Source organism: Armatimonadota bacterium (assembly GCA_022563855.1).
GTDB lineage: Bacteria > Armatimonadota > Fimbriimonadia > Fimbriimonadales > Fimbriimonadaceae > JADFMN01.
Genome location: JADFMN010000014.1, coordinates 1 through 13,093, shown reverse-complemented (window position 1 = coordinate 13,093; position 13,093 = coordinate 1). Strand labels below are relative to the sequence as shown.

Sequence of the window (13,093 nt, the reverse complement as noted above, 5' to 3'; positions counted from 1 at the left end):
GAGGCCTCGGCTCATAAGGAGATACAAGCCTTGACGCAGAGACTTCCTACGCACTAGAAGCTCGCCGCTCCGGTGCGGCGTCTTGGGGTGAAGACCTATAGGACCTTCAGGAATGTCGTCAGAGTGTACAAGCAAGTAATCGAAGACGACTAATCGCTGCAATGAGTACTCATTGGGAAATGCATCGTTGAGGATTGCAAGCGTGCGGAGCCCAATTTCGACCGGCCCGTTGAAGGGGTCAATGAACCGCTCCTCAGCAATCCTCATGGCTTCACCCACACTACGTCGTTTCGATCATTCGCTAGCTGATGGCAGATTCCTCCACGATCTTTGATATTCATGCGCGGAAGCAAAGCGTGCGAAGTCAGTTGCAGTTCCCTCGAAGCCTTCACCACTAAGCGGACGCATTCAAATCCGTCAACGTGATCTCTTCTAATCTCATCGCGCACCCCGTGGTGAACCTCATCTTGAAGTTTCTCGTATTCACCCACTGGCAACGAGTCCCTAGATAGGCTTCGCAAGGACTCGGCACTGTAGAACTCTATGCGAGAGTCCTGATAGTGACCGTCGATTCCTTCTTCATCGGCAATGTCTGAATGCTCAAGTACTTCACGTTCAAGGTGTTCGGAGTACGCAGCGAACAACTTGCGAAGATAGACGACTTCGTTAGCTTCTGGAGTGGCTGGAGGATCCTGAGCCTCTTGCCGCTCCGGTAGGGCTCCTCCAAACCTCGCCAGATGCCATGAGGTCTCGCGATGCTCCGTTACCAACTGAAGAGGTGGAATGTAGCTGAAGATAGAAAAATCTAGTCCATCCAAGTAGGCACGAAGATCTCCTTCAAGCTTGACCTCTCCAGTCGAAGTGATTCCCTCCTTGCACTTCCTGTCCCAATTCGTGATGAGGCCGCGGCGCAGTTCTTCAGGTTTTCTTAGCAGATTCGCAAGTGCTGTACCAGCGCCCTGTGGAGCGACAAACGAGTATGCTCGCGGATACGTGAACTCGCCTCGATGAGCGTAGTACACGAGCTTCCCGAGTTCTAGCCAAATGTCAGAGGGGTGCAACGGATGGTCATAGTGCTTGCATTGGTAGTTGTCCCATAAATCGTGATTGTCTTTCTCCGGGAACCCGATGACATCGCGCCCCATGTCACCAGCACCGCCACACCGTTCAACCCGGTCATATTTCGCGGCCGCCCCATTTGCCCATTCAAGAACTAATTCTTCCCATTGCTCGCTGCTGTACAGCTTGATCCGCTTGATGGGCAGGATTGGCGGCCCCATCATGGCCGTATCTGCGGAAACGGCTGCGGGTGCTGGCGGTTCTGGCATGGGCACTGTATTGCTCAAATCACACCCCACGCCCTATTGTCGTCAAACGACTTCCAGCTTGGTTTACGACGAGTCACCCACACGACAGCTTCAATCGCATCGTTGTCTGATGCAGCAACATGCCTGGCGGCAAGCCGTGCATCGTACGTCGATGGGAGATTGACTCCAAGATTTACCCTGCAGGATCGAAGCCACTTCCGCGCCTCTGGTCTGCAATTGCGGATTTCGAATTTAGTAAACGTAGTCGAGAGGTTCTCTGGCAGGATGAAGGGCAAGCCACGCTTTGACCCTCCGCCGGTCTGGACGTTCCTGTCAAAGATATTATCCTTAATCATGTCGTGTGTTCCCACGACGAGTAGAACACGGTGCGTGCCTTGCTTCGTGCCGGTTCTGAAATGCTGGAGTCGAAAGAGATCGACGGCAAGCTCTTTGAGCCACGACCTTGTGCTTCCGGTTGGACGAAGCCACTTCGCCTCCATGCCGAGGTCAAGTTGTTTCCCTCGTTTCGTTTCTCTGACCAGGTCGATGAACTTGTTGGAGATGTCTGGATGAGGTTCTTCAGTCCTAATCTTTCCTGTCCTTTGAGAATCGAGAAACTCTGCACTAAATCGCACGGCAGTGAATTCGTCCACAAATCCGAGTCGGTCGCATCTGCGCTCGAATTCGATTCGTGACGCAACTGCAACTGCTAGATCCCGCCAAGTGTCGCTCATGCTGTCATCTCGCCAACCACCGGTTGAGGCAAAACAGGGATGCTGGCGTAGCCTGGTTTCGCTCGCAACTGGTCGGCGGCCTTCCTGTTTGACCTCTCGACTGCCACAATGTACGCTTGTTGTGTTATTTCAACAGCTCCTTTTAGACTTGAGATCTGGTGTGGCCTAGTCTACCGATCTGCGTTGGCGTTAGAGTTGAATCAGAGCGCTTTCAGAGAGATTTAATCACAGGCCAGCGGATGGCCGGGCTGTAGCCGTCCCGCAGTGTAGCGGAGGGCATCGAGGGAGTCCGTAGGATCCTCCGATGAGGCGGCCACAGTCCGTGTCATCCGGGCCTGAATCTGGGGCAGTCGGCTGAGACTGCCCCATTCAAGAGTCAGATCACAGCAGACAACATGAACTTCACGGTCTGCTGGATGTGCTGGAGGGAGTCGGCCAGGGCTTCAGCGCTGCCGCCATAGAGACCAATGTAGTCCCTGCTCCTGGAGTAGGTGTCGAGCCCGAGGACAGAGCAGACGACGAAGGCGACAGCCTCGGCTTCCAGCTCTTTGGTCTTCTTCGACGCCTTGCGTTCACCTCGGTGCATCAGCTCGTGAGCCAGCTCGTGTGCAAGCACAGCGAACTGTTCACCCTCAGGTAGGTCCTTGCACACCATGACTTTGCCTCCTTGTGAGACACCGTCTGGTCCTCCAAGAGAATCGACGTACTCGACCTCGATACCCTGGTCGTGTGCAAGGGCTGCGAGAGACTGGGTGAAGCGGCCTGGGTCTCCATGGACAGAGTCGAACTCTGGGAGACTTCTGCCATCAGTTTGCCTGATGTCATAGACCCGCACAGCTTTGAAGCCATAAAGGTCCCTGTTACCCTCTTCGTCCTTCTTGAGAAGGGGAGCCAGGATGACTATGCCCTTCTGCCCTCTCATAACCCATCTACCCACCTTCTTCCAGGTGTTGTAGCCTGCGACTCGCGTAGCCTCAGGCCTCTGGGTGAAGATCATCATGACGTTGAACCACGAGTAGTCGTGGAACCTCGCCATGGCCCTGAGGTAGTCGGTGAGCGTCTCTGAGCGTCCTGCCGCCAGGGCGCTGGAGAGCCGTTTGAGTGACGAGTCGATCGTATGTTGTACGTTCGTATTCATTGTTTTCCTTGCGAGGCGATGCTCGCGTGCATTCGAGCAAGAGCTGAGCAAGGGAAACACAGGGGGGGCAGTCAGACAAGCCGAGAGTTCCAGAGTCAGACAGCCCAGTTTTCTGTTATAAGGCCAGATTATCGTTGAAGGGCTTTGCCCTTGCGTAGCGGACCGATAATCTCCCTTATGACTTGAAGAACTGAGCTGTCGGGGTCGGAGAGTCGACCCCATACCGAAGGGGGGTACCCCGGGGTCTTGAATAAGACCGCCCCCCTCGTTATATAGGAAGCCTTGCAAGGGACTTCTTGTTGACACTTGTCGTATACTTCGGACGTTATGGAGAGTCCGGCGGTCGTCAAGGCGCTGTTGCCTTGGTTCCATCTTCTTGTTGAAGGGAGCCTTTGGATCCTTCTCGTCTGCCTGCTGACGGTCGTCGCCCGCACCATCAAGGCATCGACGAAAGTCTGGATCTTGCGATTCGCGTTCGCCAAGTTCTGGGTATCGGCGGTCGTGTTCGCCGTTTTCGGTATCTTCCTCGCGCCTGAGGTGCCGGCTGGAGAATCCACGGCCACACTCGTACAGTCAGGACAAGTGTTCTTCCTTGTCACTGCGGCCCTAATCATTCTCGGGCCGGCCTACGTTCTAGTGCAGTACCTCCGGATCAACTCGATTCTTAAGAGGCTCGCAACGAGCGGCTCTCCTATCGCAGGTGATGGGCTCAGCGAGTGCTCTGAGATCGCCGAGAAGGTTGGAGCTTGGCACATCCCGAGGGTAGTCGTCTCGAACCAGGTCGATTCTCCTGCGCTGGTAGGGCTGTGGCGACAGGCGATCGTTCTACCAGAAAGATACTCGCTTGAAGAGGGCACGGGTGACAGGCAACAGGTGCTGGCACACGAGCTGGCACACGTCATGCGGCGCGACCCGCTATGGAGCGTGCTACCGCTTCTGACTCTTGCCTCAATGCCCTGGAACCCTGTGCTGTATTGGGCGGTGCGGCTCTACCGGCTCTTCACAGAACAAGCTGCTGACGATACAGCTTTACAAGTTCTTGACGGTAAGAAGTCCGACTACGCAGGCTTGCTCGCACGATCTGCTACAGGCCAAACGTCGCTGACGGCCGGTCTTGCGTTCGGCAGGACGCACGTCAGCGACCTCAAGCAACGACTTGTGAACATCGGGCGGTTTAGCAATAATAATGGAAAGCTCGGCTGGATGGCTGCTGCCCCGATCGCGTTGACCCTCATCCTTCAGCCAGTAACGCCTGAATTCATCGGTAGGACGACGGCAGAGTTCGACAGGAAGTCAAAGGGTCTTCCCAGGTTTGAGGTCATAGTTCTGCCCCGCAATGCAGAGCTTGGGCCATCGACAGCGTGGGACGTCAACGAGAAAGGCGAGGTCGCGCTCAATTACAACTGGCGCTCACCGTTTATCTGGAGCGAAGAGGAGGGCTTGAAACAGATCCAGACGACACGGTTCGACAGTCAAGTAAACGGAGTCAACAACGATGGACTGGCAGTTGGCGGAAACATCAGGCGGATCGGAGTGTTCGGCGGAGGCGACGACTATAGCGAGATAACAGGCCTCAACGGCCATGCGTGGGACGTGAGCGAAGAGGGGCACGTTGTTGGCCGCTTCGACGGTGACGTTCCCACCGCGTTCCGATTTCACCCCAGTACGGGACTGGAGCTGCTTGAGGCGAGCGTGTTGGGCGATCTCCCGCACACGTACGCGTCTGCAGTGAACTCAAGCGGTACAACTATAGGCACCTTCTCGGACAATTACTTCAACGCAAGTAAGAACTTGGCCTGGATATGGGAGCCGGACGGAACCATCAGGATGTTGCCGATGCTCGAAGGCTCTGACTCGATGTCAGTCAGTGAGATATCTGACGACGGGGTCATCGTCGGCAATTCTTGGAAAGACGGTCGACACCTACCCACGACTTGGTTCGGAGCGGACCAAGTCGTACTCAACGATCAGCCAAACCTATTCGCGAACTCTTGGCAGTTTGCACTTAACAGCAAGGGGTATTCGGTGGGCTCCGGCTGGAACTCTGACGCCAAAGAGCGAACAGCGCTCATATGGACGCCCGACAGACGGGTGATGGATCTCAACGACCTTTGTGACGTGCCTGAAGGGCTTTGGCTTACTTTTGCTCGGGGGATCTCGGACAATATGTACATTGCTTGTGATGCCACTGACGGCGAAGAAGAGGTCGCAGTCCTGCTCAAGCCTATCTTCCCCCGGTAAGATCAGATCAGATATGCGTAAGAAGCCGACCGTCGGCAAGGCGGAGTTCGCACTGCTCGCTCACGTCGCACAGTCAGACGGTTTGAGCGTTGGGGAGATATACGGCCACTTCGAGTCGGAGGCAGGCTACTCCAGAAGCACGATCACCCAGATGTTGGAACGTCTGCGGAAGAAGAAGTTTCTCAAGAGGCGCAAGGAGTCCGGTATGTTCGTCTACCGCTCTGTCAAGCCATATGAGGAGCTGCAGTCAGAAATGATCGAGGGGCTCGTCACTGATGTTCTCGACGGCTCTGTATCCCCACTCGTCCACTTCCTTCAAAAGAAGGTTAAGCTCACCAAGGCCGAGGAAAAGGAACTCAAGAAGATTCTCAAGCGGATCGAAGAGGACTCCTGACCGACATCGACCAAGGGCGGGGAATGCGCCGGCAATTCTACCAGGGATGGACGGCAGTAGCGACATTTGTCGCCACTTCTATTGACATTTGTCAGCAGTAGTGCTAAGTTCTGAGCATGCGACACTCTAGGATCAGACTCGCCTGTGCGTTCCTAATGGGCCTCTTCACAATTCAATCGCTTGCCCAGGGAGGGTTATCCCGTGACTCAGACGACTCGATCCTGTTTCCGCAGAGTTCAGTGAAAATCGCGTTTACATCAGAGCGAGACGGCAATGCTGAGATATACGTCATGAACGCCGACGGCTCCGGGCAGACGCGGCTGACGAACAACGGTGCCGATGATCGCCGCCCTGCTTTCAGCCCTGACGGGTCTAAGATCGCGTTCGCGTCCGATCGCGATGGCAATTGGGAGATTTATGTCATGAATGCAGACGGCTCTGGACAGACGCGGCTGACGAACCACGTGGCTACCGACCACACCCCGGCGTTCAGTCCGGACGGATCGAAAATCGCGTTTGGTGCCCGGCGCGATGGCGACTTTGAAATCTACATCATGAACGTTGACGGTACGGATCAGACGCGCCTGACGAACAGCTCACTGTCCGATTGGGTCCCTGCATTCAGCCCTGACGGATCGAAAATCGTGTTCGCGTCTTGGCGGGAAGGCAATGATGAGATCTACGTCATGAACGTTGACGGCTCAGGACAAACGAACTTGACGCACAGCGGGACTGTCGATTTCGACCCGTCATATAGCCCGGACGGATCGAAGATAACTTTCTTGACAACACGGGACGGCAACTGGGAAATCTACGTCATGAATGCGGACGGAACGGGAGCGACTAGGTTGACAAACAACGGATCTGTGGATGTCGATCCTGTATACAGCCCTGATGGCTCGAAGATCGCGTTTAACTCCGACCGAGACGGCGATCACGAAATATACATAATGAACGCCGACGGCACAGGAGCGATACAGCTGACGAACAATGCGGCCTTTGACGGTCAGCCCTCCTTCCAAACGTTACATAGCACGGTTATTCCGCCGGACAGCTTCTCGCTGTTCCGCGGAATCCTGATCGCTGGTGGACTCAGCGACCTGTTCTCAAGCGATAACCTGCGGATGTTCGTACGACCTGGCATCACACTGAACCAGGCTGAGCGGCAAGTGCAACTCATCGTCGTCGGCACTGCTCCGACCGAGACGCCAACAGTGCTTCGGTTCAGAGTTGAAGCCCACGCTTCTATCAACAATATCGGTCAGTGGATCGATCTTTGGAACTACGACACAAACTCGTACGAGCAGGTTGACTTCATGATTGCGACGACTGCGGATTCTGTCGTCGAAGTAACCATCACAACTGACCCGTCCCGGTTCATCGAGAACGGAACTCTGGCCATGCAAGCAAGGGTCAGTTACAAGGAAGTTGGCATAGTGCTTTCATACCCTTGGTTGATCATTCTTGATCAGACTGTGTGGGTCGTCGTCGATTGACATCGATGGAATATGGAATTCCGGACGTTTTAGGGGACTCTCGTAGTGGCGGTATCTCCGATGATACAGTCACTCATCGGTGATCTCGGAATGGAAGACAATGCGGATTAGGAAGAGCTAAATCCTAGACTTCGCGAGTCGGTATTCATCTGATAGCAATTCGTACGCTTCTTCACTGGTTGACCAGGTCGGACTATATCCTGAAGGGGGTACCCCGGGGTCTGAACGGCGACCGCGCCCTAGCTATATATGTGAGCCTTGAGGGGACTCCATCCGGCCACACAGGATTTCAGCCTCCGAAAAAATAACAAAAAGGGCCATTTAGGCCATAAAAGGCACCGACGGGTAGGTGTCTTCCTGGCCCCAACCGGCCATTTTCTGGGCTCTAGATAACTCCTTTTGGAACCTAAGGTCCAAATTCAAGGGTGTCTCTCATGTTTTAGGCATGCCTACGTCATCGTGCTCGCGGTGCCAGAATCAGGTTTCAAGGCCATATGTGGGGCCGGTGAGCAGCGTCTGCTTCTCCGATTGTTCACCGCGCACACATCACTGAAACGAAAGGGCCTATTTGTTCAGCTTCCTGGCTATGGCGGGATCTGTTATCTCGTTCCCATTGGCGTCCTTGAGCGAGTACAGCATCGCGTCGTCGTCATCCCCGAGACCGACCCACAGGAGCGTCAGTTCGTCCGTCAGGTAGTGACTGACCGTGACAGTCAAACCACCTAGCTTGACATGTTTGACTTCTGGCTCGACATCGTCCATGACGTGCTCCATCAGGTCGGTAACCTCAAGAGTGAGACTCTGATAATCTTCTTCACCAGGCATGGCTGGATTCTACTTCGCTCAGTCGAAGACGACCGCTCTGGCGAGTCACTCTTGGGACTCAGCTTCTTCCTGGGTGGGATCCTGTTCTGCGATGTTCTCGACCACGGGGTTCTCTGCTTGTTCACGGATACTGATCGAGTTCAGTAGGGTGAAAAAAGCCATGACCGCCATGAACACCGCGATCGCGACCATGATCCTGTTCGTTAGCTTTCCTTGGTTGATCGCGTCCCTGGTGTCCTTGTTGTACCCTGCGATCTTCTTGAGTGCTTCGACGTTCGCAAGATCGAGTTCGACACGGGACAGTTCAGCCATCGTCTCTTCGATCTCGATCACGAGTTGCTTCGCACGTATGTCTGCTTCGCGCATTACATCGTTTGTGACCCTGAGCGCCGTTTCCCTTTCGTCCAGTGACCGGTCTGTCTTGATCCCATTGATGATGTCCCGCATATCTTGTTCAATGTGCAAGATATCCTTGGCCTTGTCTTTTTCTCGATGGATCATCACGTCGTACTCATGTTTCTTATCCTTGAGATCCTGGATGAGCTTGTCCCTGTACACAGGGCTGATCGGTTCCTGTCCCATCAGCCGAGCTTACACCGCTACCAGGTCGATGGTGCGACCTAGGGCGCGTGATGCTCGATGTCGTGGCACTTTCGACGAAGCGTGATCCCGTCGTCCGGTTCTTCACTGAGTTCATCGGTGGTCAAGCAGGCTACATGTTCAAGCTTGCCACGATTTGAGCGATGCCGACGAACACCAGCCCACCTGTGAACACTGCGATCCAGACCGTCGCGTTCTTGTAAGCCTTCGTCATCGCTTCCATCTTTGATGCCGAGTCGATCTGGGCGGAGGTGAGTTTGTCAATCGTTCCACCCAGTTCCTGCATCTTCTCCCCAACGTGAAGTGCAACAGCCGCGTCGATCTCCATCTGGGCGAACCTGCCACGAGCTGTCATTTGAAGCTCCTTTTCCCGTTGACGCCAATAGACCAGGATCGTCATCAGATCCATATCGGCTTGTACTTTGTCCTCTGGCATTATTTGCCCTCCTTGACACAGACCTCTGTCACAAAGTCATGGGCTTCCTTGATCATGTCCTCGGTGAGTTCCACGTCGTCACGAAGTGTCTTGAGCTTCGAGATCTTCTTCAATCCGTCGTTCAAGTTTTCCAATACCTCGCGTGCCAGCAACTCCGGCAAGTGCCTTCCTGTCACGACCACCGCACCGGATTGGATCGATTCGACGACGGTTCCTATCTTCGCGCTATCTTCCATCCCGACGGGTGTTGTTTCGGACCAGAACACTTCTGGAACGTCCTGAATCTTGACGACAAGATACTGCTTGTTGAACTTCACTGTCCCGCCACCGTGGTTCCTGTTCATCCAGTCGCTGAGCTGTCGCCTCCAGATCTCCAGCCTGCTGATCGAAACCTTTCCCAACTCGCTACTGTCCATTGCGGAAGTATATCCGCATCCAGAACGGTATCCTCGATCGATGAGAGCATTGAACTGGCTCGTCTGCTCGCTGAGAGTTCCCCTGGCGCTGATGTTCCTGTACGTCTTCGCGCCAGGTCTGGTCAGGTAGATTCAGGCATGGCTCTTATCAAGTGCAAGGAGTGTGGCCGGGAAGTCAGCGACAACGCTGCAAGCTGTCCTCACTGCGGCAACCCGATCAAAACGCCACGACCTCAACTAAGCAAACCCAACTCGTTTCAGTCTTGTCTTGGTTGTATCGGATTCGCCGTTCTCCTAGCCTGGATTGCTTCTTCATTGGGAATCTGCTCAGGCCCGTAGACCTTCAATGTCAGCGTCCTAGGTGACGACGTAGACCCTTCTTCTTGCACCGCTGACGGTGTAGTCCGCGTTCCATTCCGGGTTTCAGATGAGACCAGCGAGAGCCACAGCCGGAACGCTCAACCGTACGGCGATCGAGACGGTGTTGTGGACAAGAGGGCCATCTCCGTCGTGAGGTGCCACAGTGAGGTGCTGAGGCGGCAAAAACAGTATATTCCGGGGCGGGAGCACCTGGCAACCACGAGCTACAGAGGTCCATAGCGTATTGGTTAGGGGAAAGTATGATCCTGGTAGGATGCTGTTCAAGTATTACTACCTCTTCCCAGGAAATAGCTATCTGTTCTAAAGCAGTAGACTTACTACAGGAACGCTCGACCCTCTCCATCTTCGCCAGCATGTACTCTTGGGGGTCTCGCTGTTCCAGATATTCAACCAGATTGTCCTTCCTTTAAGAGTTATCCTCTCTCTCAAATCTCTCTTTATCTCTTTTATGCTCCTGTGGGAGCGTTTCAGGTTCAAGCTAACGCTTCTGTGGGAGCGTTATACGCTTCAGTAGGAGCGTTTGACTGATGCTTGGTTAACTGGATCATGGCCTTCACATGATCCGATGTTTCCTGCCTGGTGTCGAAGAAGGTCTTTCTCTTTATTTCGATGATCCGAGCGAACTTCTCACCGTTTCCAGGGGTGTAGATTGGACATATCAGGCCGATTTCATCCAGCCTTTGAAGAGCCTTCCTTACCGTGTTCGTGCCAAGCCCACATTCCAGCGCGATCTCCGTAGTTGTGATCCACAGTTCAAAGGAACTGTTGATGCAACGACTAAGCAAGTATATGGCGACAAGGTGCTGTGAGAAGGTGAGGCCGAGACGTGCGAGAATCCGCTGCTCGTGCCTTTGGAGCTGTAGAAAGGTCTCCATTAGCGTGCCGTTTCTCTTGCCTGACGAAACTCTGCGCCAACAGGGGTGATCTCGGCGATGGCGTGCTTATAAAGGAGGCTGTTTCCCACCACCAGCACGAAGGTGCTGAAACTGTGGAGCTTCCCGGTCATGGATTCGCCGTTCAGGAAGACCACCTTGATGGTTTTTCCTCTCAGTCCGTTCAAAATCTTTGTCTGATCTTGGTCTAATTGCATCTAAACGAAGAAGCCGCCCCCGAATTTCGACGAAGGGAGCGGCGATGATGCAAGCGACCGTGAGGTCTTGGATAAACTTTATTCGGTTCTTGCATCTCGCCGTGTCGATCGGCTCTTATGTAGAGGAAGAGTCCAACTACACATCGATTATCGCCTTGGGGCATGATTTCTATCAGCGAAAATTACGACCAGGGCTATTTCCTTCTGTATCGACCGTGTGGACGCTATTCCCGCAGATTCGAGGAATCGACAAGGATGTTCGGCCAGTGCGGCTAGAGCGATTCCAGGATATCAAGGATCGCCTCAAGTTCTTCTAGCTTCATGGCCTGGTTGGGATCTTTGATCGGCAGTGCAGTCTGTTGGCCGTCTATCTTCTTCAGCTTGCGGCCGCCAGACCCGAACAGCTCGATACTGCCGATCCGAGCCTTGAGATCCTCGATCGCAGCCGATTTTGCTCCGTCCAGGCCACCATCGACCAGAGCGCCAAGGAAGTCCCCTCCGACTGACTTTTCAAGAAGAGTGCGCACCAGAAACTGTTTCAAGTAGTCATATTTGAGGCTGAGCTCTATGAAATCAGATCTTGCTATCAGCGATGCGTCAATATCCCACTTGTTCGGATCTTCCCCAGCGACCAAGCGCGCCAGTGTGAGCTCGTCCAGAAGGAGCACTTTCTTCTTTCCTAGCGTGGGGTACCCGAGTTTCCTGAGTTTCGGAACCGCGTCGTGTCCGCGGGGGAGCAGACCTGCATTGTAAATGTCGGGCCAAGACCATGCCGTTTGAGGAAGGACTCCCAGATTATCGAGTGCTAAGTAGAGCAGCGTAAGCCTCCCCTCGTCAGCTGGTTCCGGCTTGATCAGAATTTTCCGCTCTGACGGCCACGGCCACGGAATTGGGTGTTTCGTCCGAGTCATTGCAGGATTATTGCAGGTTGCGACCCATTCCATGTTCGGGGCTCTTGCAGTCCGCCACGCCGACCGTCAGATTGAATCGAGCGCGTGCGAAAGTGCTCGCCAGGAAATTCAAGATGGAAAGGTCAACATTTGTAGAATCCTTGAAGAGGAATCTGGCCACTCTCCTTAACGACGACGACGGCAAGGCGATCCTTGCCCCCGACACTTCCAAGATCCGAGCTGGCGAAGAGCAGGTCGTCACCGTAGGCGACTACGAGTACAGCCGGATCGCTGCGCCAGTCCCAGGTGCTGAAGACAAGACAGGGAGCCTAAGACCCACGGTTACATGGAAGGGCGCAGAGCTTGGCGAAGGCCTGACCGACGAGCAAGAGAACGGAGTGCGGGCTACGCTCAAAGATCTCGACACCGAGATTCGAGAGAGCGAGTATGACCTCCATACCCTGCTACCGATTGCCGAGCACCGAGACGTGAGGGCCGTAAGAGCGGTGATCGAAGACCTCAAGGACGAGGGCAACCCTACTACGTTTGTAGACGTGAAGGCGGCAGCTCGAAAGCTGGCCGTCACCGTGACCATCCCTGGCGACGGAGGAAATGTCCGCTTCAGGAAGGTCTGACCGTAAGGCAACGAAGGCGCGGTGAAAAGCCGGGCCACTTACTACCATGAAACTCAAAGCGAAAACTCAAGTCCCCAAGTCTTGGCTGAAGCGACCCGTCGTCACTATGTACGAGGACGGCACCAACATTCAGTGGACTTGGGACTATCTCTCCTCAGACGAAAGCGGCACGCTCGTCCGCAAAGGCCACACTTTCAACCCTTGGTGGGGCTGCACGAGGGTCAGTCCCGCCTGCGACTTCTGCTACGCCGACGCGACAGCCGCCTGCAAGTACCCCCTTGAGAAAATCTGGGGTGCAAAAGCAGGGCGCCGGTTCTTTGGCAACGACCACTGGAAGATACTGCCGAGGCTTGACAAGCGCGCCCAGCGTGACGGGCTGCCAATCAAGGTGTTTGTCGCTTCAATGTGCGACTACCTTGAGATCTTGCACAAAGGCCACAAAAAGAAGGAGCAAATGGAGATGTTTCGGGGCTTCCTTTTCGATCAAATGTCGGAGAGGCGGCACCTTCT

Annotated in this window: 16 protein-coding genes; 6 read left to right on the top strand and 10 right to left on the bottom strand. The window is 54.4% G+C overall.

Annotation, left to right across the window (positions count from 1 at the left end; all coding sequences use genetic code 11):
- Positions 1-263: 263 nt before the first annotated feature.
- The 3 genes from IH944_13795 to IH944_13785 form a co-directional block, all read right to left on the bottom strand.
- Complete coding sequence (locus IH944_13795) at positions 264-1,328, bottom strand: hypothetical protein (GenBank protein MCH7905624.1); 1,065 nt, start codon at positions 1,326-1,328, stop codon at positions 264-266.
- Positions 1,329-1,342: 14 nt separating this feature from the next.
- Positions 1,343-2,041, bottom strand: a complete 699-nt coding sequence (locus IH944_13790; protein ID MCH7905623.1) for a hypothetical protein — start codon at positions 2,039-2,041, stop codon at positions 1,343-1,345.
- Positions 2,042-2,417: 376 nt separating this feature from the next.
- Complete coding sequence (locus IH944_13785; GenBank protein ID MCH7905622.1) at positions 2,418-3,179, bottom strand: DUF1738 domain-containing protein; 762 nt, start codon at positions 3,177-3,179, stop codon at positions 2,418-2,420.
- 327 nt (positions 3,180-3,506) lie between these two features.
- Here IH944_13785 and IH944_13780 point away from each other — a divergent pair, with 327 nt between their 5' ends.
- From IH944_13780 to IH944_13770, 3 genes are all read left to right on the top strand, one after another.
- Positions 3,507-5,420, top strand: a complete 1,914-nt coding sequence (locus IH944_13780) for a hypothetical protein (protein MCH7905621.1) — start codon at positions 3,507-3,509, stop codon at positions 5,418-5,420.
- Between the two features lie 13 nt (positions 5,421-5,433).
- Positions 5,434-5,814: a BlaI/MecI/CopY family transcriptional regulator gene (locus IH944_13775; GenBank protein ID MCH7905620.1), complete on the top strand. Its 381-nt coding sequence runs from the start codon at positions 5,434-5,436 to the stop codon at positions 5,812-5,814.
- 155 nt (positions 5,815-5,969) lie between these two features.
- Entirely contained in the window at positions 5,970-7,310 is a 1,341-nt protein-coding gene (locus IH944_13770) for a PD40 domain-containing protein (GenBank protein MCH7905619.1), read from the top strand.
- 564 nt (positions 7,311-7,874) lie between these two features.
- On the opposite strand, the gene IH944_13765 is transcribed toward IH944_13770, so the two are convergent.
- From IH944_13765 to IH944_13750, 4 genes are all read right to left on the bottom strand, one after another.
- The gene (locus tag IH944_13765) at positions 7,875-8,135 is read right to left on the bottom strand and encodes a hypothetical protein (protein MCH7905618.1); all 261 of its coding nucleotides are present in this window, start codon (positions 8,133-8,135) and stop codon (positions 7,875-7,877) included.
- Positions 8,136-8,180: 45 nt separating this feature from the next.
- Positions 8,181-8,717, bottom strand: a complete 537-nt coding sequence (locus IH944_13760) for a hypothetical protein (GenBank protein ID MCH7905617.1) — start codon at positions 8,715-8,717, stop codon at positions 8,181-8,183.
- 130 nt (positions 8,718-8,847) lie between these two features.
- On the bottom strand, positions 8,848-9,171 hold the full coding sequence (locus tag IH944_13755; GenBank protein MCH7905616.1) for a hypothetical protein: 324 nt from the start codon (positions 9,169-9,171) through the stop codon (positions 8,848-8,850).
- Positions 9,171-9,587, bottom strand: a complete 417-nt coding sequence (locus tag IH944_13750; GenBank protein MCH7905615.1) for a hypothetical protein — start codon at positions 9,585-9,587, stop codon at positions 9,171-9,173. Before IH944_13750 ends, IH944_13755 begins: the two co-directional genes overlap by 1 nt.
- A gap of 138 nt (positions 9,588-9,725) precedes the next feature.
- On the opposite strand from IH944_13750, the gene IH944_13745 reads away from it, so the two are divergent.
- The gene (locus tag IH944_13745) at positions 9,726-9,926 is read left to right on the top strand and encodes a zinc-ribbon domain-containing protein (protein ID MCH7905614.1); all 201 of its coding nucleotides are present in this window, start codon (positions 9,726-9,728) and stop codon (positions 9,924-9,926) included.
- 515 nt (positions 9,927-10,441) lie between these two features.
- Here IH944_13745 and IH944_13740 read toward each other — a convergent pair.
- From IH944_13740 to IH944_13730, 3 genes are all read right to left on the bottom strand, one after another.
- Entirely contained in the window at positions 10,442-10,843 is a 402-nt protein-coding gene (locus tag IH944_13740; GenBank protein ID MCH7905613.1) for a hypothetical protein, read from the bottom strand.
- On the bottom strand, positions 10,843-11,028 hold the full coding sequence (locus IH944_13735) for an RNA chaperone Hfq (GenBank protein ID MCH7905612.1): 186 nt from the start codon (positions 11,026-11,028) through the stop codon (positions 10,843-10,845). Before IH944_13735 ends, IH944_13740 begins: the two co-directional genes overlap by 1 nt.
- A gap of 302 nt (positions 11,029-11,330) precedes the next feature.
- Positions 11,331-12,002, bottom strand: coding sequence for a hypothetical protein (locus IH944_13730; GenBank protein ID MCH7905611.1), 672 nt, complete (start codon positions 12,000-12,002; stop codon positions 11,331-11,333).
- A gap of 80 nt (positions 12,003-12,082) precedes the next feature.
- On the opposite strand from IH944_13730, the gene IH944_13725 reads away from it, so the two are divergent.
- A complete protein-coding gene (locus IH944_13725; GenBank protein ID MCH7905610.1) occupies positions 12,083-12,583 on the top strand; it encodes a hypothetical protein in 501 nt (166 codons plus the stop codon).
- 106 nt (positions 12,584-12,689) lie between these two features.
- Positions 12,690-13,093: DUF5131 family protein (locus IH944_13720; GenBank protein MCH7905609.1), on the top strand; the 404-nt coding region annotated here is incomplete at its 3' end.

Bases quoted from the DNA above. Each gene is read 5' to 3' on its own strand.
- IH944_13740 (MCH7905613.1), bottom strand. From the start codon at position 10,843: ATGGAGACCTTTCTACAGCTCCAAAGGCACGAGCAGCGGATTCTCGCA.
- IH944_13750 (MCH7905615.1), bottom strand. From the start codon at position 9,587: ATGGACAGTAGCGAGTTGGGAAAGGTTTCGATCAGCAGGCTGGAGATC.
- IH944_13770 (MCH7905619.1), top strand. From the start codon at position 5,970: ATGGGCCTCTTCACAATTCAATCGCTTGCCCAGGGAGGGTTATCCCGT.
- IH944_13780 (MCH7905621.1), top strand. From the start codon at position 3,507: ATGGAGAGTCCGGCGGTCGTCAAGGCGCTGTTGCCTTGGTTCCATCTT.
- IH944_13725 (MCH7905610.1), top strand. From the start codon at position 12,083: ATGGAAAGGTCAACATTTGTAGAATCCTTGAAGAGGAATCTGGCCACT.
- IH944_13760 (MCH7905617.1), bottom strand. From the start codon at position 8,717: ATGGGACAGGAACCGATCAGCCCTGTGTACAGGGACAAGCTCATCCAG.
- IH944_13785 (MCH7905622.1), bottom strand. From the start codon at position 3,179: ATGAATACGAACGTACAACATACGATCGACTCGTCACTCAAACGGCTC.
- IH944_13775 (MCH7905620.1), top strand. From the start codon at position 5,434: ATGCGTAAGAAGCCGACCGTCGGCAAGGCGGAGTTCGCACTGCTCGCT.
- IH944_13730 (MCH7905611.1), bottom strand. From the start codon at position 12,002: ATGGAATGGGTCGCAACCTGCAATAATCCTGCAATGACTCGGACGAAA.
- IH944_13765 (MCH7905618.1), bottom strand. From the start codon at position 8,135: ATGCCTGGTGAAGAAGATTATCAGAGTCTCACTCTTGAGGTTACCGAC.
- IH944_13745 (MCH7905614.1), top strand. From the start codon at position 9,726: ATGGCTCTTATCAAGTGCAAGGAGTGTGGCCGGGAAGTCAGCGACAAC.
- IH944_13755 (MCH7905616.1), bottom strand. From the start codon at position 9,171: ATGCCAGAGGACAAAGTACAAGCCGATATGGATCTGATGACGATCCTG.
- IH944_13795 (MCH7905624.1), bottom strand. From the start codon at position 1,328: ATGCCAGAACCGCCAGCACCCGCAGCCGTTTCCGCAGATACGGCCATG.
- IH944_13790 (MCH7905623.1), bottom strand. From the start codon at position 2,041: ATGAGCGACACTTGGCGGGATCTAGCAGTTGCAGTTGCGTCACGAATC.